Genomic DNA, 24,337 nt, shown 5'->3' with positions numbered 1-24,337 from the left:
AACTGCCGGTGAACTCACCTTTCGTTTTTCTATGGCAGTTTAGGCGCTATTCTTGTGAGTGCGAGACTTAAGAGCCAATTTCATCCGCATGAGGTCGGCTCCATGTGCAGTATCGAAGCACTCCTGCCAGAAGGAGACTTGACGATGGCCAGCCTCACCCACCAGCATCGAGCATCGCCGACTGCACCTCCGGGGCCCGGCCACCACCAGGTGGCACCCGCCGAAATCGCCACCGGGGTGGTGATCGGACGGGCCTCGGAATACTTCGACTTCTTCGTGTACGGCATCGCCTCCGTGCTTGTCTTTCCGGCGGTCTACTTTCCGTTTGCGAGCGAGCTGGCCGGGCTGCTCTACAGTTTCACGATCTTCTCGTTTGCGTTCATCGGGCGACCATTCGGCACCGCGCTGTTCATGCGCATCCAGCGGCGTTGGGGCCGGGGCATCAAGCTGACGGCGTCACTGTTCCTGCTCGGCACGGCCACGGTGGGGATTGCGTTCCTGCCGTCGTACGCGTCGATCGGTGCCGCGTCGATCTACCTGCTGGCGCTGTTCCGCTTCCTGCAGGGCATTGCGTTCGGCGGGTCGTGGGACGGGCTGCCGTCGCTGCTGGCGCTCAACACGCCGGAGAACAAGCGCGGCTGGTATGCGATGGTGGGCCAGCTCGGCGCGCCCACCGGCTTTATCATCGCCAGTTCGCTGTACCTGTTCCTGCATGCCAGCCTGACCCCGCCTGAGTTCATCGAGTGGGGCTGGCGCTATCCGTTCTATGTGGCCTTCGCCATCAACGTCGTGGCGCTGTTTGCACGGCTGCGCCTGGTGGTGACTCATGAGTACACGCAGCTGCTCGAAGAAGACGAGCTGGAGCCGATCAGCACCTTGCAGATGGTGAACGCGCAAGGCTTCAACATCTTCCTGGGGGCCTTTGCTGCGCTGGCCAGCTATGCGCTGTTCCACCTTGTCACGGTGTTCCCGCTCTCCTGGGTGATCCTGCACCGCACGCAGGACATCTCTGACGTGCTGGCCGTGCAGATCGTGGGCGGCTTCATCGCGTTTATCGGCACGCTGCTATCCGGCTGGATCGCGGACCGCATCGGCCGGCGCACCACGCTTTCGGCAATGGCCGTGCTGATCGGCATCTTCAGCCTGGCAACGCCGTGGCTGCTCGGTGGCGGCGCCACCGGCCAGGACATCTTCATCCTGGTCGGCTTCGGCCTGCTGGGCCTGTCGTACGGGCAGGCTGCGGGGGTGGTGACGTCAAACTTCGAACGCCGTTTCCGCTACACCGGGGCCGCCCTGACCACGGACTTCGGCTGGCTGTTCGGCGCCGCCTTTGCGCCGCTGGTGGCGCTGGGCCTGTCTTCGCTGTTCGGCCTGGCGGCGGTCAGCCTCTACCTGCTGTCTGGCGTGATCGGCACCCTGGCGGCCTTGCGCATCAGCCGGGCGCTCGGGACGCCTGACGTATGACTTCGGTCATGGCCTGCGCAAGGCCATGACGAATCCCCTGCGACGGGCGGGCTGACTCGCCGCCCGATTTCTCCCTGCCCTTCCTTGCTTCCTGGCCTCTGCCCGGCTGCATGACCCGTGGCGCATGGCGCCCCATTGCCGTTCATAGCGGATAATGCGCTATCAAAAAAGCGCCCGTTCCCCCATGCACGCAAGCAGCAACACCACTGGACGCATCGACTGGACAACGCTGTTCCTGCTTACCTTCCCGCCACTGAGCTGGGCCGGCAATGCCATCGTCGGCCGCCTGGCCGCCGGCACGGTGCCACCCATCACCCTGAACTCTGTGCGCTGGGTGCTGGCCGGACTGCTGCTGGCACCCTTTGCCTGGCGCGGCGTGATCGAGCACCGCGCGGCACTGCGCCGGCACGCCGGCGTAATCACCGCCCTGGGCGTGCTTTCGATCGCCAGCTATAACGCCCTGCAGTACCTGGCGCTGACCACCTCGACACCGATCAACGTGACGCTGATCGGCGCATCCACGCCGCTGTTTCTGATCGTGATCGGCGCTATCTGTTTTGGCGAACGGGTGAAGCCATGGCATGTCGCCGGGGCGCTGCTGTGCATGGTCGGCGTGACCTTCGTCCTGGTACGCGGCGAGCTGGGCCGGCTCGCCCAGCTGGACCTGGTCGCTGGCGACCTGTTCATGCTGGCCGCCACCATCGCCTGGAGCGGTTATACCTGGCTGCTGCGCAAACAGCGCCCCGCCATGCCCCTGCCCGTGCTGCTGTTCGCGCAGATCGTCACCGGCGTACTGGCAAGCGCGCCCGTGACGGCATGGGAGCTGATGACGCTGGACCAGCCCCTGCAATGGAACGGCAAGGTCGCGGCCATCCTGCTCTATGTGGCGACCATTCCTTCGCTGCTTGCCTACTTTGCCTGGGACCGCGCTATCGCCCGCGCGGGCGCTCAGTTGCCGGTGTTCTTTATCACCCTGACGCCGGTATTCGCCGCCCTGCTGTCCACGCTGCTGCTGGGCGACTGGCCCCGCTGGTACCACGCAGTGGGGCTGGCCGCGATCGCGGCGGGGATCTGGCTGGCGCAGCGGCGTTGAGGGAGCCGGCCGGCGCACCGTCCCGGTATGCAATAGGTCAAGCCGAACGGGCTACACGCAATCGTTCGCCATGCCAGGCACCACGGAAAAATGAAAGGAGGCAGGACAATTTGCCCTGCCTCCGCTCAGGCGCCGGTCTGCCCTCCCCCGAGACAGACGCGCGCCCCCATCCAACCAACTTATTTGACGCAGGCGAGGTTGACGGCGAGGCCTCCCCAAGCGGTGGCCTGGTTGTTGTCGACCTGTACCTGCAGCTTGTCGTTGTGGTTGACGATACCGGCCGGCACCTCCTCACTGCAGTTCTGCAGGCCGTTGGTGACTTTGCAGCTCAGATCATTGAGGGGCGTGATGGTCGCTGAAGCGCCGGACCCTGTCACCTTGTGCACCGAGATGTCCAGCGTTCCCTGCACCTTGCCGAGTGTGGTGGCAGTGAGCGTGACACGGGTGCAATCGTAGGGGATCACGACACCGAAGTCCGTCGGCAACGGCACCGCCCCGCCGGCGCCAGTCATGGCATAGCTGCCGCGGCTGAGCGTGTCTGGCACGTTGAAGTTGCCGTTGTAGACGGTGCCTGTCCCTGCGGTCACGCCCGAGGTCGGCCACTTGCCGCCCGCCTTGGGACCGTACAGCGTCAAGGTCGTGGTGTCGAAATAGAAGTCGCCATCGACGCCGATGTCGTCGGTCGGCGCACCGCTGCCGTACAGGATGTGACCGCCATTGCCTGCAGTGCCGCCGCCGGTGCCGCCGGTGCCGCCGCTGCCGCCCGGCTGGGTGACCAGCGTGACCCCTGCCGGCCACACGTCATTGGCCTTGGGCCCATACAGCGTCCAGGTGTTGGTGTCGAGGTAGTAGTCGCCATTGTTGCCGACACTGTTGGCTGGCGCCCCCGCGCCCGTCAGTACGACGCCGCCGCCGGTGCCCGACCCGGTGCCGCCACCCATCTGGACGCCCGGCGGCCACGTGCCGTTTGCCTTGGGCCCGAACACGGTCGAGGTGGTGGTATTGATGTAGTAGTCGCCATTGTTGCCGACGCTGTCGGTCGGATCGACCGAGCCGGACAGGATGGTGTTCCCGGCCGTCCCGGTATTGCCGGTACCCGCTATCGAAATCCCTGCCGGCCACACGCCGTTTGCCTTGGGCCCGAACAGCATCCAGGTCACGGTATTCAGGTAGAAGTCCCCGTCCTTACCGATCTCGGGCCCGGGATCGGTAGTACCCGACAGCATGGCGCTGCTGCTGGCCGCGGTCTGCGTTGTTGGCGACGTGGGTGAAGTGGGTGACGAGGGTGACGTTGGCGTTGACGTTGACGTTCCGGTGCCTGGTGCTGTGGTGGCGGCAGTGGTAGACGTCGAGTCGCCCCCGCCTCCACCGCAACCTGCGACCGTGATGACAAGACAGGCGAGCGGCAAGGCCGCCAGCTTCATGTAGATGCGTTTCATGGATGGACCCCCTTTCCTTGGCCTTTTGAGCACGCAAAATTCGATGGCTTTGGCCGCGCCAACGATGAGGTCAATCTAGCTGGCGGAATCGGAATGGAAAATCGGCTCTATGGACGAGCTACGGTTATACGGAATGGCGTCCCGCGGCGCAGATGAAAATACGCCGCGCCACCGGCGCGCAGGATAATGTCGGAGCGCACGGCACTGGTCGCGGGTACCGTCGCCGCGGGGCGGCGGAATTCCCGTGAAGCCTTGCAGGACAAGGCATTGCCGGCCATGGAAAGTAGTTTCCGGAGGCTCCGGCAAGCACCACGGACACTGGTATCCGGGGCCCCGGAAAATGCGGTCAATCCCCACCGGAGTGGGATGCCGGCGCGAGCTGAACAGCTTGGCGAGGGAGTATTAGACCGGCCGCCAGAGCGACCGGAAAAAGTATGTATAGCAAATGAAACGTCATGGGCGACATCAAATTAATGGTGAAGGCAGGCCATTGCCAGAATGTGCACTCGGCACGATCGGCCTGTGAGATGTCGACCCGCGGTATCCTCGCATGGCCCGGCGATTGTCATCGAAACGAGATAGACACCGAGCGTCAGTCTTGCTGAACTCCGGGGGCGATTCGCGCATGCCCCAACGGAGTCCGCCATGAACCTGAAGACACTAAGTATCGCGACGTTCAACCTGTACAACCTGAATGTACCGGGCCTGCCTCTCTATACCGACCGCAACGGCTGGAGCGAGCAGGAATACGAGCGCAAGGTCGCCTGGACGGCGAGCCAGCTGAAGCTGATCGACGCCGACGTGGTCGGGTTCCAGGAGCTGTGGCATGGCGACGCGCTGCTCGCGGCAGTCGAGGCCGCCGGCCTGGCCGATGCCTATGACGTGCTGGTGCCGGACAAGGCCAATGGCAAGGGCATTGTGTGCGCCGCCATCGTCCGCCGCGGGTTGCTGGCGGGCGAGGCCGAGTGGATCGCCGATTTTCCCGAGAAATTCGTGCTGAAATCGAAGGGAGGCGATCCGCAGACACCGCAGATCAGCGTCAATATTCGCGGCTTTTCCCGGCCGGTGCTGCATTTCACCATCCGGCCGCGCGAGGATGAGCCTGCCATGCACATGTACGTGTGCCATTTCAAGTCGAAGCAGCCGACCCGGATCGATGGCGAGGCCTGGTATGAAAAGGAAATCTACGCGAAGCATGCCAAAGCCGTCGGCGCTGCGTTGTCGACGATCCGGCGTACCGCCGAAGCGGCCGCGCTGCGCTTCATGCTGACCGACAGCATGAAGGGCAACAACACCGCAGTGGTGGTGATGGGCGATATCAACGACGGGCAATTAAGCAATACCGCCAATATCCTGACCGAGCAGCCTGCCTATCTGGTGGGTGACTCGGTCGGTGGTGGCGATATCGCCCTCTATACAGCGCAGACATTGCAGGAATACCGGGACACGCGCGATGTCTACTACACCCATGTCTTCCAGGATTTTCGCGAATCGCTTGATCACATCCTGGTCAGCGAGCAGCTGTACGACAACAGCAAGCGGCGCCGCTGGCTGTTCGACGGGCTCATCGTCAACAACGATCACCTGAACTTCAGCGATCACAAGGGCCTGGGCACCAACGACCACGGCATCATCCGCGCGGTGTTCAAACACCGGCCGATCCAGGACGATCTCGGTTGAGCAAAGGCACGACCACGCTGGCGCGGCGCCGCGCCAGCCGCTTGCCCGGCACCCCGCTATTGAAAGGCCTCCTTCCAATACGATTCAACGTTCCTGACGAGGCTATCGGGGAGCGCGACATAATGCTCGGCCGCGGCGTCGGCCTGTCCCTCGGAGAGCGCCCAACGGAAGAATGCGAGCGCGTCTTTGGTCTCGGCAGCATTGCCACGCGTCCTGGAAATCAGCACAAACACGACACCGGTAATCGGCCAGGCCTGCGGCCCGGAGGCATTCGTCACTACCTGGTAGAAGTCGGCCTTCGGATTCCATTCTGCCGAGGTGACCGCGGCGCTGAAGGTTTCGCGTGACGGCTGCACAAAGACCCCGTCGCGATTCCTGACCGCGGCATAGGACAGCTTGCGCTGCAAAGCGTAGGTCAACTCAACGTAGCCAATGGATCCCTTCACATTACGGATATAAGTGGCAACCCCCTCGTTTCCATTCGCGCCGACACCAACGGGCCATTTCACAGTCGTGCCGGCGCCCACGCTTGCACCCCATTGCGGGCTGACCTTTGTAAGGTAGTCCGTCCAGTTGAACGTGGTTCCTGAACTGTCGCTCCGATGGACCACCACGATCTTCTGGTCGGGAAATACCATGCCCGGATTTTCCGCCGCAATGGCCGGGTCATTCCAGTTGACGATCTTCCCCTGGTAAATGTCGGTCAGCAGCGTGCCGGTCATGCGCAACTGGCCCGCTCCAACGCCGTCCAGGTTCAGCACCGGCACAACGCCCCCGACCACGATAGGAAATTGCACCAGGCCCGCCGCCCGCAGCTCTTCGGGCTTGAGTGGCATGTCGGTAGCGCCGAAGGTCACGCTGGCAGACCGGATCTGGCGAATGCCGTTCCCCGATCCGGTGGGGTGATAGTTGACCTGCTGGCCGGTACGGGCATAGTAGGTCGCCGCCCATTTGGACATCAGCGGATAGACAAAGGTTGAACCCGCCCCCGTGACATCCCCGGCCCGAGCCAGCGCGACCGCGCCAAGCGACAGCAGCAGGATCGTCGCTTGCCGTCCCAAGGCATGGAGAAAACGCAACCGGCAATCGTGCATTGGCTTCATGATTCTTCTTCCCTTTTCTGACGACCACGTTTCCAAGCCTGCGCAATTCAGGCTAGCAGATCGCTGCCCTTTGAGGCAGGACAAAACGAATGACGTCTTGCCACCGGCAAAAAAACCGCCCTGCTACGGACGGCCTCGTTGTCTCTGGCGATAAGAAGGATCACTACAGCCGGCTTCAGGCCGCTATGGCTTCTGCTGCCGCTCGATTATGACTGTCATGTTTCTGTCATCCGGTGATCGCGCTACACCGAACGACCAATGTGAAACCTGCACTGCGTGCAAACCACATTGGCTCACGTCAAAGCCGACAGCAAGATACGCTGCGCAGCCTCGCCGTCACGCGAGGCCTGACGCTCGTATTTTCCGTCCGGCGCCATCTGCCAGGCGTCACACCGGTCTGCCAGGTACGGTTTCAGCCCTTCCGCGATGACGCGTTCCTTCAACCTGGCATCAAGGATGGGAAAGCAGATCTCGATCCGCCGGGACAGGCTTCGTTCCATCCATTCACCGCTGGATAGCATGACCCTTTCCGCCCCGCCATCGTGAAAATAAAAGATGCGCGAGTGTTCGAGAAACCGGCCCATGACCGATTTCACCTCAATGTTCTCCGACAAGCCGGCAACGCCGGGGCGCAGCGCACAGGCGCCTCGGATGATCAGATCGATACGGACACCGTCACGTGAGGCATCGTACAGCGCCTGAATCAGGTCAGGCTCCAGCAATGCATTCATCTTGGCAATGATCCATCCCTTGCGGCCGGCCTTGGCGTGCCCGGCTTCGCACCGGATCGCGTCAAGCAACGCCTTCTTCATGGTAAAGGGCGATTGCCAGATATAGGTCATGCAATGGGTCTGGCCACGGCCCGTCAGTTGGCTGAACACTTGCGCCACATCCTGCGTCAGCGACTCATTGCATGTGAGCAATCCAAAATCCGTATAGGTGCGCGTGGTCTGGTGGTGATAGTTCCCGGTTCCGAGATGCACATAGCGCCGGAGCTTCCCGTCCTCGCGTCGCAATACCATGACCATCTTGGCGTGTGCCTTGAAGCCGACCACCCCATAGATGACATGCGCGCCGACTTCCTCCAGTTGCGTAGCCCAACCGATATTGGCCTCTTCATCGAAGCGGGCCAGCAGTTCCACCACGACGGTGACTTCCTTGCCGTCGCGCGCAGCCTCGATGAGTGCCGAGAGCAGGACCGAGTCGTGCCCGGCCCGATACACAGTCTGGCTGATTGCCACCACATCGGGGTCCTGTGCCGCCTGCACGACAAAGTCCACCACCGGTGTGAACGACTGGAACGGGTGATGCAGCAGGATGTCGCCCTCGCGAATGGCGCGGAAGATATCGGAATGCTCGTGCAGCACCTTCGGCAGGCCGGCGCGGAAAGGCAGGTACTTCAACTCCGGCCGGTCCACCTGATCTGGCACCTGCATCAGGCGAACCAGGTTGACCGGTCCGTTGACGGAGAACACCTCGCTTGCCGCCAGGCCGAACTGGTGCTGCAGGAACGCCGTCATTGCCGGCGTGCAGTTATCAGCCACCTCCAGCCGGACCGCATCACCATAATGACGGTGCGGCAATTCGCCTTGCAGCGCCTCGCGCAGGTTCTTGACCTCTTCCTCGTCCACGAACAGCTCGCTGTTGCGGGTCACGCGGAACTGGTAGCAGCCGCGCACCGTCATGCCACTGAACAGCTCGCCGACGTGGGCATGCAGGATGGAAGAAAGGAAAACTAAGCCATGCTCGCATCCGGCGATATCCGGTGGCAAGGCGATAACCCGCGGCAGCGCTCGTGGCGCCTGCACGATTGCATAGCCGGAGTTGCGCCCGAACGCATCCTTGCCCGCGAGTTCAACGGCGAAGTTCAGGCTCTTGTTAAGAACCCGTGGAAACGGATGCGCCGGGTCCAGCCCGATCGGTGTCAGGACTGGCATCAGTTCGGCGAAGAAGAACTCCCGGATCCAATCCGCCTGCGCAGGGTTCCACGAGGGCCGCCGCAAGAAGCGGATCTGCTGCTCGGCCATGGCCGGAATCAGCATGTCATTGAACAGGCGGTACTGCTGATCGACCAGCTCCCGGACCCGTTGGTTGACCCTGGCATAGACCGCCTGCGGCGTCAGCCCGTCCGGGCCGACCACCGGAGACTGAAGCAAGCACTGCTCCTTCAGGCCTGCCACGCGGATCTCATAGAATTCATCCAGATTGCTGCTGAAGGTACACAGGGAACGCAGGCGCTCCAGCAGTGGCACCGCAGGATCGGCGGCCTGCTGCAGGACGCGGCCGAAGAACTCCAGCTGGCTGAGTTCGCGGTTGATATAGAGCTCATTGCCATTCAGCAGGCCATCCGGGTCGACCGGGGTGCCGAGGCGCCCCTCCTCCGCGTCAATCGGCGACGCATTCTGCATGGGATCGGATTCGGGTTTCATGACTTGAGTGCCTGTGCGGGGGAATCCTTCCAGATTCTAGCTGGCGTATCACGCATACCGAGGCGAATTTGATCGCACTGCGCCCGCGAAATACGTACCATCTTACGAGCATCCGATGCCTAGAATGATCTGACGCGCCCACTGGAGCTGCCAATGACACACGAAATACCATCTGCGACCGAGACCACCCCGGAAGGTCTGAAGCGCTTGATCGAGCATATTGGAGGTGCTGCAGCGCAAGGTCACCTTGACCCGGAGTTTGTGCGCAAGCTGGGGAAGCGCATTGCCAACGAATTGCAAGAGATGAAAGCGACCAGGCTGCCAGGTGACCGCGAGCTTGCGGGGCTGGAGGACGGCATAGAGGCACTGCTGCTGGCCGCCGACCGCAAGTACGGCGCCAGGCTGACCCGATCGCTGCAGAAGTTGCGGGAGCACGAAATCCCCTTCGCCGGCGGGGAGTCGAATGCAAGCCAGTCGCACTAGCAGGCTGCTTAGTGAAGTGAATTCATTAAGCAGGTAGTTCAATGATTCTGGTTGTTATTACCACCGCAGATAACCTTGGAACCTATGTCAAAGACCGACAAGAAGCGATACCTGAAAGCACTTAACCGGCGCCTGAAGAAGGCGTCGGTCGGAAATTTCGATACGCTCTTTGTCTTCGACCCGCCCGGCTCGAAGCCGAAGAACGCCACAGGCGTAACGACCAGCGGCCCTGCCAGTGACGAGATCCTTGCAGTGATGAACGCAGTCCAGGCCAGCGTATTCGCAAAATTCGAGGGCACGGCAAAGCCCGGATAAATGGAACGCGAACTCAAGCTCGAGCTGCTGCAGGACCAGGCCGAAGGGCTGATCGGCTTGCCCCTGGTATCGTCCTGCTGTGTGGAGCCGCCGCACGAAGACAGGCTCGTGAGCACGTATTTCGATACGTCGGATCTTGCTTTTCGGCGTACGCACGCATCGCTGCGCGTGCGGCAAGCGGGTGAACATTGCGTGCAGACGTTGAAGACCTGGGGCACGCAGCATGGGGCGCTTTACGAGCGGGAAGAGTTTGAGTCGGCGGTTCCCGGAAATACGCCAGATCTTGGTGCACTGCGAGACAAGCTGCCCGAGGGCACTGCGTTGGGGACGCTGCTCCGTGAAGACGACCTGGCAGCACGCCTGAAGCCGATCTTCATCACGGATGTCCAGCGCACGGTCCTGCTGTTGCGCTTGCCACAGGGGGACGAGGTCGAACTCGCTGTCGATCGCGGCGTTGTCCGTGCGAACGATGCTACGGAGCCGATCCGCGAGCTTGAGATGGAAATCCAGGCCGGGGAACCGGCCCATCTGTCAGCGTTTGCCTTGCAGCTGCTCGACGCAGTGCCAATGCGCCTGAGCCGCGCCAGCAAAGGCGACCGTGGTTATGCGCTGGTCGCTGACGAGGCCAATGAAGCGGTACGGGCGGAGCCCCTCAAACTGGCCGATGCCGGGTCGGCTGAATTGGTGTTTCAGTGCATTGCCCAGAACTGCCTGGCGCAAATCTCGGGGAACGAACGCGGCGTGGTTAACGGCTCCAATCCGGAAAGCGTGCACCAGATGCGTGTGGGCCTGCGTCGCCTGCGCTCCGCGCTTGATATCTTTGAGCCGCTGATTGCCTGCCCGCCGGCACTGCAATCGGAACTCAAATGGATTGCCGATGAACTGGGCCCCGCACGTGACTGGGAAGTGCTCGCCAACACCACCTTGCGTGACGCGTTCAAGGGGGCGCCGGAGGACGTGGGCGCGGGCGCGGTGCTTGCCGCGGCCAAGGCAGTCGCAGCCGATGCCCGGCAACGCGCGGCCCAGGCCGTGAATTCCGATCGTTACACCCGGCTGGTCCTGACACTGAGTCATTGGCTGGGCATCGCGGACTGGCGCCATGGCCTTGACGAGGCGCAGCGCGCGGCACTCACCGGACCCGCCAGGGACTTCGCGCAGACCACGTTGCGCAAGCGGCAACGCAGGCTGCTCATGCGGGGGCGGGGCATGGCAAAGATTGATGAGCAGCGGCGCCATCGTGCGCGTATCGCCGCAAAGAAGCTGCGCTACGCGACCGAGTTCTTTGAATCCTTGTTTGCCGCGAATAAGGTGCGCCGCTATCGCCGGCAACTGTCGCGCCTGCAGGATGACCTGGGATGGCGCAATGATATGGCGGTTGCAGAGGGACTGTTGCTGCGCCTGGGGACAGAGCGGCAGCAACTTGCGATTGGCTGTGGCTATGCGCGCGGCTATATCGCAAGGTGTGTCAGCGTTGACAAGGCGCCGCTGCGCCGCCTCTGGAAACAATTCAAGGCGGCAAGCCTGCCCGCTTAGCGCGGCTTCCGGGCATCAGCGCACGTTCATCGTCGCAGCCAATCCTTGCGCACTGCACCGGCGACGATTTCACTGTCGCCGGCCCCGATTCGTCGGTCGCTCTCCGTCAGCAGAGTTCGTCGCCCCCGCGTAAACCCCAATGACATAGCCGGCACATTGACAGTTTTCTGACAGCCTTCCCCGCCTAGAATCGGGCCCCTGGTTAGCCGGACCGGGGGCAAACGCCGGAATCCGCCACCAGCGCCCCCCAGGGACGAGAAACACAGCCTCCCTGGCCCGGCGCCTTGGCCGGCCAGCGAAACGCTCAATTCACGACAGGAACGCAAATGGAAAACGGTGCACGCGAACAGATCCCGGCCACGCTGATCCCCGGCGATGGGATCGGTCCCGAAGTGGTGGACGCCACCGTCAGGGTGCTGGATGCGCTTGGCGCCCCGTTTGCCTGGGATCTCCGGCGGGCGGGGATGGCCGGCGTCGAATACAGCGGCGATCCCATGCCGGAAGACACGCTGGACAGCATCCGCCGCACCGGCCTGGCCCTGAAGGGGCCGCTGACCACGCCGGTGGGCGGTGGCTTCCGCTCGGTCAATGTGCGCCTGCGCGAGGCGTTCAACCTCTATGCCAATGTGCGCCCGGCGCGCACGCTGGTGCCGGGCCGCTTCGAGAATATCGACCTGGTGCTGGTGCGCGAAAACGTCGGCGGCTTCTATGTGGCCCATGACTACTACATTGCGGTTGGCGACGACCCGCATGCGGTAGCGGTGTCCACCGGCACCAACACGCGCGACGCCTGCCGGCGCATTGCCCGCTTTGCCTTCGAGTACGCCGTCAGGAACGGCCGCAAGAAGATTACCGTGGTGCACAAGGCCAATATCCTGAAGGCGCTCACCGGCATCTTCCTGGAAGCGGCGCGTGAAGTCGCCCAGGACTATGCCGGCCGCGTGGACATGGACGACATCATTGTCGACGCCTGCGCCATGCAGCTCGTGCTCAACCCGTGGCGGTTCGACATGCTGCTCTGTACCAACCTGTTCGGCGACATCCTGTCGGACCAGATCGCCGGCCTGGTAGGCGGGCTTGGCATGGCGCCGGGCGCCAACATCGGCGACCAGGCAGCGATCTTCGAGGCCGTGCACGGCTCGGCGCCCGACATCGCCGGCAAAGGCATTGCCAACCCGATCTCGCTGATGCTGGCCGCCGGCCTGATGCTCGACCACGTGGGCCGCCAGGACCTGGCCACGCGCCTGCGCACAGCCATCGAGCTGACACTCAGCCAGGACCAGGTGAAGACCGGCGACCTCCACGGCACGGCCACCACGCTGCAGTTTGCAGACGCGGTAGTGAAACGCATCGTTTCCGCCGGCTGAGCCACGCCCGCGCGGCCCGCCTGGGCCAGCGCACAAGACTGCCACCCTCCGCGGTCATTCCATACCCGGCACGCCCTGGCGTGCCGGCGGGATCGGCCTCGCCCTTGACCTCGTGCGCCAGACGGACGCACGCACACCCGCCCGCAAGCGCCCCACGCTGCAGGGCGGCAAAGAGATACAGAGAAAGATGTTGACCCTGCTCGCCTACTCGATGGTGATCGTGTTCATGGCACTGATCATGACCAAGCGGCTCTCCGCCATGGTGGCGCTGATCCTCGTTCCCATTGCGTTCGGCGCAATCGGCGGTTTCGGCCCGGAACTCGGCCCGATGATGCTGGATGGCGTCAAGAAGCTGGCGCCGACCGGCGTGATGCTGATGTTCGCCATCCTGTATTTCGGCCTGATGATCGATGCCGGGCTGTTCGATCCGGTGGTGCGCGCGATCCTGAAGATGGTGGGTGGCGATCCGGTCAAGATCATCATGGGCACCTTCGTGCTGGCCGCGCTGGTGTCGCTCGACGGCGACGGCTCGACCACTTACATGATCACCTGCGCCGCGATGCTCCCGCTCTACAAGCGTCTGGGCATCAGCCGGCTGGTGCTGGCCTGCGTGATCATGATGGCGGGCGGGCTGATGAACATCCTGCCCTGGGGCGGCCCGACCGCGCGTGCCGCCAGCGCGCTGGGCGTGGACGTGGGGTCGCTGTTCGTGCCGATGATCCTGCCGATGATTGTCACCGGCATGTGGGGCCTGTTCGTGGCATTCCTGCTCGGCCGCCGCGAACGCAACCGGCTTGGCAGCATCGCACTGATGCGCACCGGGGCCGGTGATGACGGCCATGCCATGCCGGAGGTTGCCGCCGGCGATCCGCAGATCGCCAGGCCGAAGCTGCTGTGGTTCAACTTCCTGCTGACCATCGGCCTGATGGTGCTGCTGATTCTCGGCACCTTGCCGCTGCCTGCGCTGTTCATCATCGCATCCGCCATCGCGCTGATGGTCAACTACCCGAGCCTGCACGAACAGAAGGAGCGCATCGGCGCGCATGCCGCCAACGTCGTGCCGGTCGTGTCGCTGATTTTCGCCGCCGGCATCTTCGTCGGGATCCTGTCGGGCACCAAGATGGTCGACGCCATCGCCAACAGCGTCATCAGCGCCGTGCCGGACTGGATGGGTCCCTACATGGCCCTGGTGACCGGGGTGCTGAGCATTCCGTTCACGTTCTTTATCTCGAACGACGCGTTCTACTTCGGCATCCTGCCGATCCTGGCCAAGGCTGCCGCCGTCTATGGCATCGGGGCGGCGGAGATCGGACGCGCCTCGCTGATCGGGCAGCAGGTTCATCTGCTGAGCCCCCTGGTCGCGTCGACCTACCTGCTGGTCGGCCTGGCCGAGGTCGAATTTGGCGATCACCAGCGTTATACGCTGCTCTGGGCGCTGTCGGCGGCAGTGGTCATGATGCTGGCTACCGTTGCCTTCGGCGTGATTCCGGTCATTGGCCGGGCAGCGTGACAGAGAGGAACCGGGACCGGGCGGGTCAACGGCGGCGTCGCTCACATCAGCCTGCCGAAGGTTTCGCCCGAACGCCACTTGCAAAGATTTACAAATAGAACAGCAGACGGCCCGGCTGCGTTCGCCATGCTGGAGATAGAAGATCACATGTCGCCAGCACATGACCCCACATTCGCACCGAATTAACTAGCTTGCCCTCCTTCGTTGCGAAGGGCGTATGCAAAGCGTTGCAATAGGGTTAGATCGACTATGTTACTGAATGTAAATGGCGTAACTTGATTGCACGTTGTTCCGCTGGCATTGCGCTGCAATGTTGGTGGCTTTGAGTGGTGGGGGGCATCATGCAGCATTCCAGCCGATTCGCGTGCGACCTGGGCCGCGCGCATCTGTCCGGCCGCAACGGCCGCCACGGCAAGACCGGTGCTTCCCGCAGCCAGTCCATTCGACATCGACGGCACCTGAGCCGCGCGCAGCACTTCTCAGTGCACCAGCGCCACCTTCCCACTGGCGTACCCGCGGCAGAAGCCTGTCGCCCGCCCAGCCACCTTGCACGAAGCCGGCCATGCGGCTGTCCGGCGCGCCATCTGCGCTGAAGCCCGCATTGCGCAGCGCCCGGTTTGCCGGCCCCGGCGCCAGAACAACACACCAACCCTATTAAAAAGGCGGGAATCGCCATGGCGCTCTATGCTCTGCGGGAACTCACGCTGCAGTCCCTTGGTCCGCTCGGGGCGATGATCGAGGCAGGCAATCGTGCAGTCAATTTCTGGGGCGAGTCGGTCGCCTGGCTTCCGGGGCTCCGCGAGGCCGACGCCGCGCTTGAGTTGTTCACCCGGCTGACCAAGGCCTACGGGAAACCTCGCTTTGAGATCGACGAGGTCTTCGTACGCGGGCAGCCTGTGGCCGTCACCGAGACAACGCTCATCGAGGAGCCCTTCTGCCGGCTGCTGCATTTCAGGAAGGACATGCCCAATCCTGGCCCACGAGTGTTGCTAGTGGCGCCGCTCTCGGGCCACTATGCCACCCTGCTGCGCCCAACGGTCGAGGCATTGCTGCCCGGGCATGATGTCTACATCACCGACTGGGCCGATGCGCGCCTGGTCCCGCTTGACACCGGGCACTTCGATCTTGGCGGCTATGTCGATTACCTGAAGAAATTCTTGCGATACCTCGGTACTGGCACGCATATCGTGGCGGTTTGCCAGCCTGGGGTCCCGGTGCTTTGCGCGGTCGCCCAGATGGCCGAAGACAACGAGCAGGTGCAGCCCCGCTCCATGACCCTGATCGCCGCGCCGATCGACACCCGCGTCAGCCCGACGGCGGTCGACCAGTTCGCGCAGCAATATTCGCTGCCGTGGTTCGAGGCGAACGTCATCGAACGGGTGCCCGCCGGCTATCCGGGAAACGGGCGCCGGGTTTATCCGGGCTTCCTCCAGCTTGCGGGCTTCGTATCGATGAACGTCGCACAGCACGCCGGTGCGCACCTCGACTATTACCGCCACCTGGTCGATGGCAGGCAGAGCGAGGCAGCCAGGCACCGCAAGTTCTATGACGAGTACAACGCCGTGCTCGACGTGCCGGCCGAGTACTACCTGGAAACCATCCAGAAGGTTTTCCTGGAGCACCACCTGTGCCGCGGCTGCATGGAAGTCGGCCAGCGCCGTGTCTACCCCGAGGCCATTACGAACGTTTCATTGCTGACCATCGAAGGCAGCGAGGATGACATCACCGGCCGCGGCCAGACCGAAGCGGCTCACGCGCTCTGCGCAGGTCTTGCCGCCGACCGGAAAGAACACCTGGTCGTCGATGGCGTGGGTCACTACGGCACCTTCGCCGGCCAGCGTTTCCGGGAATCCATCCTGCCTGCCATGACGCAGTTCATTCAGCGGTGCGCCGACTGAGCGCTGCGTCGCGTTGGCGAGGCCGGTTGCGCAAGCTTCCAAGCGGGGACTGGCAAGCAGTGCAACGCCTACGTATGCCAGCGAACAGACCTTTCCGATTGCCGTGGCACCCTTGCTCTCATGGCGATCCGGCATGCGAGAGCGCTGCCAGTAGTGACCTTTGGAAGCTGGCCGCGATAGCGGCTTTGTTGCTGGTGGTCGTTTCTGCCTCACTGCATCTCCTGTCGGGGCCAGGGCAGGCTGGAGTTTTTGTGCGCCAGCATCTATAACGGAACGCCTGCACGTCCCGCACCCGTGCTCGGAATGACGGCCGGAAGCTCTTGCCTGGTGACGTGACATCTGCCAGCCCTTCCAGGGATTTGGCGCGTTGCTTTTCTGTCATCACCGAGTTGTACAAAGAAGATAGCGGCAGGGGGTGTCACGCCATGGAATCCATTTCGAAGCTCACACAGCATTGCAGGGTGGTGGCGTACTACGCCGTCGCCTGTATCAGCGTGGTATTTGGGGTGCTGATGCCCCCCGCGTTTGCAGGTGACAAGACTACCTACAGCTACTTCGTAACTGGTACACAGTACTTCATGACTGGCAATCCAGTGCCGGTGCAGCCCCTCCCCAGACCTCAGCCACAGGCGGTACAGCCAGTGGTCATCATGGGTGGCGGGCCCGATGTCGATAGCGCGTATCGCTGGATGATTCAGCAGGCGGGCATTACGAAAGCAACGGGCGGTCGCATGGTCGTCATTCGCGCGACCGGTACCGACGCTTACGACCCTTACTTCTACTACAGCAACAGGAAGAACGCGACCGATATCCCCGCGGTGGACGGGTATGTCGGTGGCGCGTACCTCGGCTTGACTGCGGCGGAAACGCTGGTCATTACCGACACAGCTGCGGCGAATGACCCATTTGTAAACGCCGTTGTCGGCAGCGCGAACGCGTTGTGGATTGCGGGCGGCGATCAGAGCAACTACATCAAGTTCTGGAAAGGTACGAAGCTCAACGCCACCATCGCCGCGCTCATGCAGCGGAACGTTCCTGTTGGCGGCACCAGCGCCGGGGCCAACGTCCTGGGGCAGTTCGTTTTCTCCGCCATCGAAGGGACGGTCACATCGACGCAGGCGCTGAGCGATCCATACAACAAGTACATGACATTTGACCCGAAAGGGTTTTCCGGCCCTGAATTCCTGAACGCTACGGCATTGGACAATACGTTCGTCGATCCTCACTTCGACACGCGCGATCGCATGGGCAGGCTGGTCACGTTCCTGTCAAGAAGCATTGCGCCATGGTCCGGTTCGGGCTGCGAGGGCGGCGTCCTGACGAACCCGTCGGCCGCCCGAGGGATTGGCCTTGACGTCGAGACAGCGTTGCAGATTCAGAATATCTCAGGCCGCTTCATGGCACAGCGCGTCACCAACATATCCACGACATCGCCCAGCACTGTTCACTTCCTGAGGCCACTGACTTCGCCCGCGGTCTGCGCGCGCGGCAAGCCGCTAACCATCTACGGCGTCCATGTCCAGCGGCTGGACGACGAGACTGTCTTTGATATGACAAACTGGTGGAATGGCGGCAGCGCAGGAATCGAAGCGTATGTCGTTGACGAGAACGCCGGCATCCAGAGCCCGGCCACCATCCATTACTAGGGTCTGCCCCCCTCCTCCACGGGAGTCTATGCAGGCTCAGATTAGCGGACCTCGTTCAGCACCTCGGCTTGGACCTCCGGGCTTGGTTCGCCATCCCTGGTAGCAATCAATGCTTTCGGCGTCAGCGGGATCAAAAGCAGGATCAATGCGTACACCACGGTAGTCGCGATCACACAGTATGTGAAACCGTGCGTTGGGCTGCTGTTATAGATCCATGAGCCCAGGAGATCGCCGGCACGCGCCGAGAGCGCGAGAACGCCATCCACCAGCATCATCAAGGTTCCTTGCAGGCCCGGCGGACAGGACCGCATCGCGAGATCGAAGTAGGCTGCCGTGGCTACACCGCCCATCAGCCCTATCGGTGCCGCCAATACAAGGGCGAGATTGGCTGAGTGAATGAATGCCAGCGGAATCATCTGCGGCACTGCGACGATCGTTCCCCACCACAGCAGCTTGTTCAGCGCTACCTTCTTGCACAGAAAGCCATACAGCAAAAATGTCGGAATGAACGCGGCGGCAAAGATCCCGTTGTAGTACGAGTAAACGGAATCCGATGCATGCAGCTCATTGGTCAGATAGAACTGCAGCGGCGTGGCCGCTCCTGGCGCAAAGTTCCACAGAAAGCAGATGAGAACCGCTGGATAGACAGCCTTATGTTTCACCAGCCGCCTGACATTCCCAACGAGATCTGCGCCCCTGGCTTGCGGCTTCTCGTAGATATGGCCGAAGACGGAAACGGGCTTCCAGAGCCCGAACACGGCAATCAATAAGGCAAAGATCGCAACCAGGAGGAAGGCTTCTTTTGCGGCAAGATGATCGGAGATGTACCCGGAGGCGAACGCTCCCGCAACCACCGGGACGGAGCCGACCACGTTCAACAGAGCGCTCAGGCGCCCGGACATGAGCTTCTCCTGGCCCACCAGAGCGATCAACCCCTGATAGGCTGCGGCGATAAATCGGGACGACAGCATTGCCAGCAGCATCCCGATGACCAGTCCCGCGTATGAGAAACCTGAAAACGCCATCCAGATGAATGCCACCGCGGTCGCCGGGGCGAAAATCAGGAAGAAGCCGCGATCCCGCAATCCCAGCGGGTTCCATTGGTCGCGCGCGAGGCCAAAAGCGAACGCAACGTACACTGGTATGCCCGTCACCAGCCGGAATGTCGAGATCTCCGTCGCCGTCGCATGCAACTGGTTCTTGAGTAGGTACGACGTCTGTATATCAACCAGGGAACCGGCTGGCGTTGCCAGAGCGATAAACAGGGTCAGGCAACCGAAATACAGCAGGGTTCGGTCGCTGCCCTCGGAACCAGTATGACCAGAAGCGGCCAGCATTTTCGCAACCCAACAGCAACAGTGGAACTTCGATCTGCTCCGGATTGCCGGCCAGAACTGCTTGCACAGCCACATCTACGGACAGGGTGCAGGCGGGGAACTCGCCATAAGCCCGGACGACAACTACCGGATATGGCGTGGAGTCCTTGCCCGCGTGCGGTTCCGTGGGTGCGCGGCAGCCGGCTTCTCGAGAACCGCCCAAGCAGCCGCCAGTAAGCCGACGATACTGTTAGCGTAGGCGAAAAAATGAGATCTGATAGTCCCAGACCTGCCTCGTCGAAGCGAAAGCCTTGCGGACGCATACGCTGTCTCGCTCGTAGCTCTTGACATCCGGTCGGGGTCGGCAGGCATGCCCTTGCCCGGCCGAAGGCGGCCACTACCAGACGCTCTCCCGGCCAGCGCCGTGTCACGGCTGAACGCCTGGCAACACCCCAACCAAAGCCGGGAATACCCCGGTATCGAAATGCCAATCCGCGACAGTCTTCTTCGCTTCCCGTCCCGATAATCGCTCCCGGAACGCTGCCATCCGAAACGGCCCGGCAGCGTCCCTCACAAAAGCGCAACGGAGACTTCGATGACGACAACAACCACTTGCGCAGACCTGCGCACGCTTCGCGAACGCGTGGTTCGCGATCACTTTGCCGACGAAATCCGGCAGGACTTCGATGCGGTCCTGTCAACGTTTCCGCATCCGCACTACGAGCTCATCGCGAGCGGCGCAGTGTTCGATGGCAACGATGATGTCCGGAAGTACTACACGCAAAGTCGCGTAGCGTTCCCGGACCAGCGCAGCGAGATCATCCAGCTCCGGCACACCGACGACGCCGTGATCGTCGAGTTCTGGCTGCTCGGCACGCATCGCGGCAACCTGAACGGCCTGCCACCGACGGGGAGGCCGTTCCGCTGCCGCATGATCGCCCTCTTCCTGTTCGACGGAGAGACGCTGGCCTGCGAACGGATCTACTACGACAGCCTGACCATGATGCAGCAGCTACTGGCCGGCCTGCCCACCGAACAGAAGGCGCAGGCCCTTGCCGGCCTGTTGCGGGACACGACGACAGACCAGGCCGCCGCGGCGTAGATCGCCGGCACCGATCACCATTCCTACGGAGACATCGACATGTCCTTGCCGCAAGCCACGACGCATCAGGAGCGCCTGCTGACGATCAATACCAACGAAGTCCCGCGCCTGCCGACGGAAGTGCCGGGAACCACCATCACCCCGCTGTTCCTGGACCGCGAGAACGGGGTCTGGGTGCTCTACGGGCGATTCGAACCAGGTACGGTCTTGCCACCGCATTTCCATACGGGCACGGTGCATTTCTACACCACGCGCGGCATGTGGCACTACGCCGAGTACCCGGACGATCCGCAAACGGCGGGCAGCTACCTGTTCGAACCCGGCGGGTCCATCCACACCTTCATGGTGCCGGCCGATGCCAGCGAACCGGCCGAGGGCCTGATGGTGGTCCATGGCGCCAACATCAACTTCGTCGATGGCGAGTACCACAGCATCATGGACGCCGGCGCAATCGAGGAAGCACTGCTGGCCGCCGTGAAGCTGGGCGCCATGCCAATGCCGAAGTACATCCGCCCGAAAGGCGGCGCGGAGTTTGCCAGCGCCAGGTAGCCAGCGCGTCAGGCCAGGCGCCGCAAGGCGTCCTGGTCCAGCAGGGTGACGTGCCCGTAGTGGAGCCGCAGGATCCGCTGGCCTTCCCACTCCTTGAGCTGCCGGTTGATGCTCTGACGTGAGACGCCCAGCATGTGCCCAAGGTCCTCCTGGGACAACTGCAGCGCGGCATCCCCGCCGGCCGGCGCCGACAACGCGTGCGCGTGCTGCGCCGCCAGCAGCCGGCGCGCCAGCCGTACCGGCAGCGGTTGCAGGATGGTCTCGTCGATCCACTCCAGGGCCCAGCGATAGCGCCGGCAGATCAGTCGAGTGAATTCCATGAGGAACGCCGGGTCATGGTCGACAATGGCGTGGAACGCCTGCGCGGGCACCATCAGCACCTCGCAATCGACCACCGCGCGCGCGTCGTAGACGCGCGGCGCCTCCATGAACAGCGAAACCTCGCCGAACCATTGCCCGGGCTCCAGCACGCTGAGCACGGCCTCGCGGCCGTTGGCCGCCGTGACGCTGAAACGCATGCGTCCGCGCTCCACGCAGAACAGCGCCTCCGGCGACGAGCCATAGGTGAACAGCACTTCGTTCCTGGCCAGTTGCCGGCGCATGACATGAGCGCGCAACGCCGCCTCCAGCTCGGGGGACAGCAGTTCCGGGCCAGCATGGCGGCCAGCATCCGCGAGGCCGGGCATGGGCGGTCAGTCCAGCGTGATGTTGGCTTCCCGGGCCACACGCTTCCACACCTCGATCTCCCGCACGTTGACGGCAGCCTGCTCTGCGCCGCGGAGGTAGTCGGGCGTGATGCCCCAGTCGTTCATCTTCGCCATGACAGCGGGATCCTGCAGCGTGTCCTTCAGCGCCGCCTCGATCTTGTCGGCGATCGGCCTGGGCACGCCCGCCGGCGCAAACATCGCCCAGCCCGTCCATTGGTCGAAGTCGACGCCCTGCTCCTTGTACGTGGCAACGTTCGGGAAGTTGGAAGTGCGCCGGGTGCACATCGCCAGCGGCTTGATCTTGCCTGTTTTCACCGCGGCCGTGCCGGACCCGATATCGAGCCAGCCAACCTTGATCACATCCCCCATCATGGCCGTCATGACCGCAGCTCCACCCTTGCACGGAATATGGTCAAGCTTGATGCCCGTCTTCTGCGCCAGTACTTCGGCACAGAAATGGCCCGTCGAGCCCTGCCCCCAGGTGCCGAACTGGACCGGCTTCGGGCTGCGCCTGGCGAGTTCGATGAACTCCTTCAGGTTGTTGGCCGGCAGGTCGGCAGTGGCGACCAGGATGATCGGCGAGGTGCCGACCCGTGCCAGCGTGGTCAGGCCCTTGACCGGATCGTAAGGCAACTGGTGGTAGACCGCCGGCGCCAGCGTGGTCGTGGTCATCGTGCCCAGGGCGATCGTGTAGCCATCGGGCCTGGCGTGCGCCAGTTGTCCGATGGCAATCGTTCCGGCCGCGCCGGCGATGTTCTCCACGACAAACGGCTGCTTCAGGCGTTTGCTCAGTTGATCGCCCAGCAACCGGCCAAAGGCGTCCGCGCCACCGCCGGGGGCAGAGGGCACGATCAGCTTGACCGGGCGGCTGGGATAGTCGCCGGCGGGCTGGGCAAAGGCGACGGTGGCAATCGACATGCAGATCGCGGCGAGGCCGCTGCAGAGGGAATGCTTCATCAGACTTGCTCCGAGAAACCCCGCCCTTCAGGGCGGGGAGTGAAAGGAGTGCCGCCGGCAGCAAGCACTTCCAATTTAGAATGCCCGGCATGCTTCTCGTCTATCGCTACCGGGTGAAGTCGCTGAACGGCCTGCTCAATCAGCAGAGCCGCGCGGTGAACTACGTCTGGAACTTCTGCAACGACACGCAGAAGCACGCACTCAAGTGGGGTAAGAAATGGCCCACGGGTTTCGACCTGAACGTGTTGACCACCGGCAGCAGCAAGGAACTGCGCATCCATTCCGGCACCGTCAATGCGGTTTGCGAGCAGTACGCCAAGTCGCGTAGCCAGCACCGCCGGCCGTACCTGCGCTATCGCGGCCGCAAGTCGCTCGGCTGGGTGCCGCTCAAGGGGCGGGACCTGAAGCGCTTGGGCGACGCATTCCGCTTTGCCGGCAACACGTTTCGCGTGTTCAGCTCCAGGCCCCTTCCCGAGGGCAAGATCAAGGACGGCACAAATTTCTCCCGCGATGCGCGAGGCAACTGGTTCCTGAACATCGTGATTGAAGTTGCCGACACCCAGGCCCGCTCCCCGGCACGCGGTGTCGGCATCGATCTTGGCTTGAAGGACCTTGCCACGCTGTCCACGGGCGAGAAGGTCGCGAATCCACGTCACCTTGGCCAACTCGAGCAAGCGCTGGCCAAGGTGCAGCGAGCGCGCAAGCGGCGACAGGCAACGAACCTTCACGCCCGCATCACCAACGCAAGGCGTGACTTCCTGCACAAGCTCTCGCATCGCATCGTGCGGGACTTCGACTACATCGCGGTGGGCAATGTGAACGCCGCCGGCCTCGCCAGGACCAGCATGGCGAAGTCCGTCCTCGATGCGGGCTGGTCGTCCTTCCGCACAATGCTCGCGTACAAGGCGATTGCGCATGGCGCGTGGTACGAGGAAGTCGACGAACGTTTCACCACCCAGGTTTGCTCTTCGTGCGACGCGATGCCGCCGGAGAGGCCGAAAGGTATCGCAGACCTTGGAATAAGGCAGTGGGTATGCAGTGGATGCGGTGCTGTACATGATCGCGATGTGAACGCTGCGCTAAATATCCTTGCCCGATCGGGACATCGATCGCCTGCAGAGGGAATCTCCTCCCTTTAGGGAGGGGAGGATGTCAAGACAGTTGTCTCCTGAGTACTTGTTCTGACCTGCCAGCTCCGCGGATGCCTCAGCCCGCGGAAAACTCCGCGCCCCCTTTGGGACGGATGTAGCGCGGCACGGGAATCCCGGCCTTGCGCGCAGCCGCGAGGATGCCCTCTTCGATCGCGCCGGCATCGCGGACACTCTGGAATTCGCCTTCCGAGAAGATCACGTTGGCGCCGTAGACGACCATGAAGCCTTCGGCCGGCTCCTTTGCATCCGCCGGCACGGAGAAGGTATGCACCGACCCGCCAGGTTCATACAGGTAGCTGCCCGCGGTTTGCGGATCCTCGGGATACTCGATGTAGTTCCACTGCCCCTTCGTCGTGAAGAAGTGCACGGTACCGGTATGAAAGTGGGGCGGGAGCGTGGTGCCCGGTTCGAACTTGCCGTAGAGGACCCAGACGCCGTTTTCGCGATCGAGGAACAGCGGAATGATGGTCGAGCCCGGCTCGGATCCGGGAAACTCGTGCGATTCGTTGATGTTGACCGACAACAGCCGGTCCTGGTGCGTGACAACCTTCGGCAATGGCATTGCTGACTCCAAGATCGATGGATATGGGGAATG

The 24,337-nt window shown here is 62.9% G+C and carries 20 protein-coding genes; 13 read left to right on the top strand and 7 right to left on the bottom strand.

The features are described 5' to 3' along the window. The first annotated feature begins 144 nt into the window (after window positions 1–144). Both ACW4E8_RS15120 and ACW4E8_RS15115 read left to right on the top strand, forming a co-directional pair. Window positions 145–1,464, top strand: a complete 1,320-nt coding sequence (locus ACW4E8_RS15120) for an MFS transporter (protein WP_456805227.1) — start codon at window positions 145–147, stop codon at window positions 1,462–1,464. A 184-nt stretch (window positions 1,465–1,648) separates the two neighbouring features. Beyond that, a complete protein-coding gene (locus ACW4E8_RS15115) occupies window positions 1,649–2,557 on the top strand; it encodes a DMT family transporter (protein ID WP_456805226.1) in 909 nt (302 codons plus the stop codon). A 179-nt stretch (window positions 2,558–2,736) separates the two neighbouring features. Here the strand turns inward: ACW4E8_RS15115 and ACW4E8_RS15110 are convergent, their stop codons facing one another. Continuing rightward, window positions 2,737–3,996 carry a hypothetical protein gene (locus tag ACW4E8_RS15110; protein ID WP_456805225.1) on the bottom strand — a complete coding sequence of 420 codons (1,260 nt, stop codon included), beginning with the start codon at window positions 3,994–3,996 and terminating at the stop codon, window positions 2,737–2,739. Between the two features lie 645 nt (window positions 3,997–4,641). Between ACW4E8_RS15110 and ACW4E8_RS15105 the strand changes: the two genes are divergently transcribed. Beyond that, window positions 4,642–5,676: an endonuclease/exonuclease/phosphatase family protein gene (locus ACW4E8_RS15105; RefSeq protein ID WP_456805224.1), complete on the top strand. Its 1,035-nt coding sequence runs from the start codon at window positions 4,642–4,644 to the stop codon at window positions 5,674–5,676. A gap of 56 nt (window positions 5,677–5,732) precedes the next feature. Here the strand turns inward: ACW4E8_RS15105 and pstS are convergent, their stop codons facing one another. Beyond that, complete coding sequence (gene pstS, locus ACW4E8_RS15100) at window positions 5,733–6,779, bottom strand: phosphate ABC transporter substrate-binding protein PstS (RefSeq protein WP_456805223.1); 1,047 nt, start codon at window positions 6,777–6,779, stop codon at window positions 5,733–5,735. Window positions 6,780–7,072: 293 nt separating this feature from the next. After that, window positions 7,073–9,208, bottom strand: coding sequence for a polyphosphate kinase 1 (gene ppk1, locus ACW4E8_RS15095; RefSeq protein WP_456805222.1), 2,136 nt, complete (start codon window positions 9,206–9,208; stop codon window positions 7,073–7,075). A 153-nt stretch (window positions 9,209–9,361) separates the two neighbouring features. Here ppk1 and ACW4E8_RS15090 point away from each other — a divergent pair, with 153 nt between their 5' ends. The 7 genes from ACW4E8_RS15090 (at window position 9,362) to ACW4E8_RS15060 (ending at window position 17,960) form a co-directional block, all read left to right on the top strand. Continuing rightward, window positions 9,362–9,691: a hypothetical protein gene (locus ACW4E8_RS15090; protein WP_456805221.1), complete on the top strand. Its 330-nt coding sequence runs from the start codon at window positions 9,362–9,364 to the stop codon at window positions 9,689–9,691. An 84-nt stretch (window positions 9,692–9,775) separates the two neighbouring features. Continuing rightward, complete coding sequence (locus ACW4E8_RS15085; protein ID WP_456805220.1) at window positions 9,776–10,006, top strand: hypothetical protein; 231 nt, start codon at window positions 9,776–9,778, stop codon at window positions 10,004–10,006. Further along, window positions 10,007–11,539, top strand: coding sequence for a CYTH and CHAD domain-containing protein (locus tag ACW4E8_RS15080; RefSeq protein WP_456805219.1), 1,533 nt, complete (start codon window positions 10,007–10,009; stop codon window positions 11,537–11,539). 326 nt (window positions 11,540–11,865) lie between these two features. After that, on the top strand, window positions 11,866–12,906 hold the full coding sequence (locus ACW4E8_RS15075; protein ID WP_456805218.1) for an isocitrate/isopropylmalate dehydrogenase family protein: 1,041 nt from the start codon (window positions 11,866–11,868) through the stop codon (window positions 12,904–12,906). A 187-nt stretch (window positions 12,907–13,093) separates the two neighbouring features. Continuing rightward, window positions 13,094–14,416 carry a CitMHS family transporter gene (locus ACW4E8_RS15070; RefSeq protein WP_456805217.1) on the top strand — a complete coding sequence of 441 codons (1,323 nt, stop codon included), beginning with the start codon at window positions 13,094–13,096 and terminating at the stop codon, window positions 14,414–14,416. Window positions 14,417–15,090: 674 nt separating this feature from the next. Beyond that, the gene (locus tag ACW4E8_RS15065; protein WP_456805296.1) at window positions 15,091–16,314 is read left to right on the top strand and encodes a polyhydroxyalkanoate depolymerase; all 1,224 of its coding nucleotides are present in this window, start codon (window positions 15,091–15,093) and stop codon (window positions 16,312–16,314) included. A gap of 425 nt (window positions 16,315–16,739) precedes the next feature. Continuing rightward, window positions 16,740–17,960 (top strand): cyanophycinase, encoded by a 1,221-nt coding sequence (locus tag ACW4E8_RS15060; protein ID WP_456805216.1) that lies wholly within the window; start codon window positions 16,740–16,742, stop codon window positions 17,958–17,960. A gap of 41 nt (window positions 17,961–18,001) precedes the next feature. Here ACW4E8_RS15060 and ACW4E8_RS15055 read toward each other — a convergent pair whose 3' ends face one another. Further along, entirely contained in the window at window positions 18,002–19,297 is a 1,296-nt protein-coding gene (locus tag ACW4E8_RS15055) for an MFS transporter (protein WP_456805215.1), read from the bottom strand. 574 nt (window positions 19,298–19,871) lie between these two features. Between ACW4E8_RS15055 and ACW4E8_RS15050 the strand changes: the two genes are divergently transcribed. Both ACW4E8_RS15050 and ACW4E8_RS15045 read left to right on the top strand, forming a co-directional pair. Further along, window positions 19,872–20,378: an ester cyclase gene (locus ACW4E8_RS15050; protein WP_456805214.1), complete on the top strand. Its 507-nt coding sequence runs from the start codon at window positions 19,872–19,874 to the stop codon at window positions 20,376–20,378. A gap of 39 nt (window positions 20,379–20,417) precedes the next feature. Next, window positions 20,418–20,927 carry a 2,4'-dihydroxyacetophenone dioxygenase family protein gene (locus tag ACW4E8_RS15045; protein ID WP_456805213.1) on the top strand — a complete coding sequence of 170 codons (510 nt, stop codon included), beginning with the start codon at window positions 20,418–20,420 and terminating at the stop codon, window positions 20,925–20,927. An 8-nt stretch (window positions 20,928–20,935) separates the two neighbouring features. Here the strand turns inward: ACW4E8_RS15045 and ACW4E8_RS15040 are convergent, their stop codons facing one another. Together ACW4E8_RS15040 and ACW4E8_RS15035 are read right to left on the bottom strand one after the other, a co-directional pair. Beyond that, window positions 20,936–21,613, bottom strand: a complete 678-nt coding sequence (locus ACW4E8_RS15040) for a Crp/Fnr family transcriptional regulator (RefSeq protein WP_456805212.1) — start codon at window positions 21,611–21,613, stop codon at window positions 20,936–20,938. 6 nt (window positions 21,614–21,619) lie between these two features. Next, a complete protein-coding gene (locus tag ACW4E8_RS15035; RefSeq protein ID WP_456805211.1) occupies window positions 21,620–22,591 on the bottom strand; it encodes a Bug family tripartite tricarboxylate transporter substrate binding protein in 972 nt (323 codons plus the stop codon). Between the two features lie 89 nt (window positions 22,592–22,680). On the opposite strand from ACW4E8_RS15035, the gene ACW4E8_RS15030 reads away from it, so the two are divergent. Further along, window positions 22,681–23,730 (top strand): RNA-guided endonuclease InsQ/TnpB family protein, encoded by a 1,050-nt coding sequence (locus ACW4E8_RS15030; RefSeq protein WP_456805210.1) that lies wholly within the window; start codon window positions 22,681–22,683, stop codon window positions 23,728–23,730. A gap of 67 nt (window positions 23,731–23,797) precedes the next feature. Here the strand turns inward: ACW4E8_RS15030 and ACW4E8_RS15025 are convergent, their stop codons facing one another. Further along, window positions 23,798–24,304 (bottom strand): 2,4'-dihydroxyacetophenone dioxygenase family protein, encoded by a 507-nt coding sequence (locus tag ACW4E8_RS15025; RefSeq protein WP_456805209.1) that lies wholly within the window; start codon window positions 24,302–24,304, stop codon window positions 23,798–23,800. Between the last annotated feature and the right edge of the window lie 33 nt (window positions 24,305–24,337).

Source organism: Cupriavidus sp. CP313, assembly GCF_054072015.1.
The sequence above is the reverse complement of the archived record's forward strand: the minus strand, read 5'-3'. Positions and strand labels throughout refer to the sequence as shown.